Here is a 1896-nt window from a genome sequence, read left to right as displayed (position 1 = left end):
AAGCAGGATTCGACAAAAAAGACGTTGACATCCTCGCCTCGATCCTTAAAATACGCCACTCCTTACGGCGGCCCAGAAAACAAGCGCTGACAAGCACTTGGATTCGAAACGGCAAAGTAAGGCGCTCTTTAACAATCGATCAGGTAATTGATGTGGGCGCTTGTTCTCGCGTGACAGCCAGTCACGACATATCGAGGCAAGCGACTCGTCAAGATTCGTTTGACCTTGAACCAAGTTTGGTCCGCTTTTTTCCTTCGGGAGAAGTAAGGACTATCAGACTTTAAACTGAAGAGTTTGATCATGGCTCAGATTGAACGCTGGCGGCAGGCCTAACACATGCAAGTCGAGCGGCAGCACGGGGAGCTTGCTCCCTGGTGGCGAGCGGCGGACGGGTGAGTAATGCATAGGAATCTGCCCGGTAGTGGGGGATAACGTGGGGAAACCCACGCTAATACCGCATACGTCCTACGGGAGAAAGCGGAGGATCTTCGGACTTCGCGCTATCGGATGAGCCTATGTCGGATTAGCTAGTTGGTAAGGTAACGGCTTACCAAGGCGACGATCCGTAGCTGGTCTGAGAGGATGATCAGCCACACTGGGACTGAGACACGGCCCAGACTCCTACGGGAGGCAGCAGTGGGGAATATTGGACAATGGGCGAAAGCCTGATCCAGCCATGCCGCGTGTGTGAAGAAGGCTTTCGGGTTGTAAAGCACTTTCAGCGAGGAAGAAGGCCTCTGGGTTAATACCCCAGAGGAAGGACATCACTCGCAGAAGAAGCACCGGCTAACTCCGTGCCAGCAGCCGCGGTAATACGGAGGGTGCGAGCGTTAATCGGAATTACTGGGCGTAAAGCGCGCGTAGGTGGCTTGGCACGCCGGTTGTGAAAGCCCCGGGCTCAACCTGGGAACGGCATCCGGAACGGCCAGGCTAGAGTGCAGGAGAGGAAGGTAGAATTCCCGGTGTAGCGGTGAAATGCGTAGAGATCGGGAGGAATACCAGTGGCGAAGGCGGCCTTCTGGCCTGACACTGACACTGAGGTGCGAAAGCGTGGGTAGCAAACAGGATTAGATACCCTGGTAGTCCACGCCGTAAACGATGTCGACTAGCCGTTGGGACCTTTAAGGACTTAGTGGCGCAGTTAACGCGATAAGTCGACCGCCTGGGGAGTACGGCCGCAAGGTTAAAACTCAAATGAATTGACGGGGGCCCGCACAAGCGGTGGAGCATGTGGTTTAATTCGATGCAACGCGAAGAACCTTACCTACCCTTGACATCCAGAGAACTTTCCAGAGATGGATTGGTGCCTTCGGGAACTCTGAGACAGGTGCTGCATGGCTGTCGTCAGCTCGTGTTGTGAAATGTTGGGTTAAGTCCCGTAACGAGCGCAACCCTTGTCCTTATTTGCCAGCGATTCGGTCGGGAACTCTAAGGAGACTGCCGGTGACAAACCGGAGGAAGGTGGGGACGACGTCAAGTCATCATGGCCCTTACGGGTAGGGCTACACACGTGCTACAATGGCCGGTACAAAGGGTTGCGAGACCGCGAGGTGGAGCGAATCCCAGAAAGCCGGCCTCAGTCCGGATCGGAGTCTGCAACTCGACTCCGTGAAGTCGGAATCGCTAGTAATCGTGAATCAGAATGTCACGGTGAATACGTTCCCGGGCCTTGTACACACCGCCCGTCACACCATGGGAGTGGACTGCACCAGAAGTGGTTAGCTTAACCTTCGGGAGAGCGATCACCACGGTGTGGTTCATGACTGGGGTGAAGTCGTAACAAGGTAGCCGTAGGGGAACCTGCGGCTGGATCACCTCCTTAAACGACCAGCTTCACGTGGTTCAAGCGTCCACAATCAATTACCTGATCGGCCAAGAGCAATGACTGTTTGGGTC

1 rRNA gene is annotated in these 1896 nt (G+C 54.9%); it reads left to right on the top strand.

From position 1 onward, the window contains the following. Positions 1–282 precede the first annotated feature (282 nt). Positions 283–1822 (top strand): 16S ribosomal RNA (locus DOM56_RS19595). The last annotated feature ends 74 nt before the right edge of the window (positions 1823–1896 follow it).

It is taken from the genome of Salinicola sp. CR57 (assembly GCF_003206585.1).
GTDB lineage: Bacteria > Pseudomonadota > Gammaproteobacteria > Pseudomonadales > Halomonadaceae > Salinicola > Salinicola lusitanus.
This window is presented reverse-complemented; position numbering and strand designations above follow the sequence as displayed.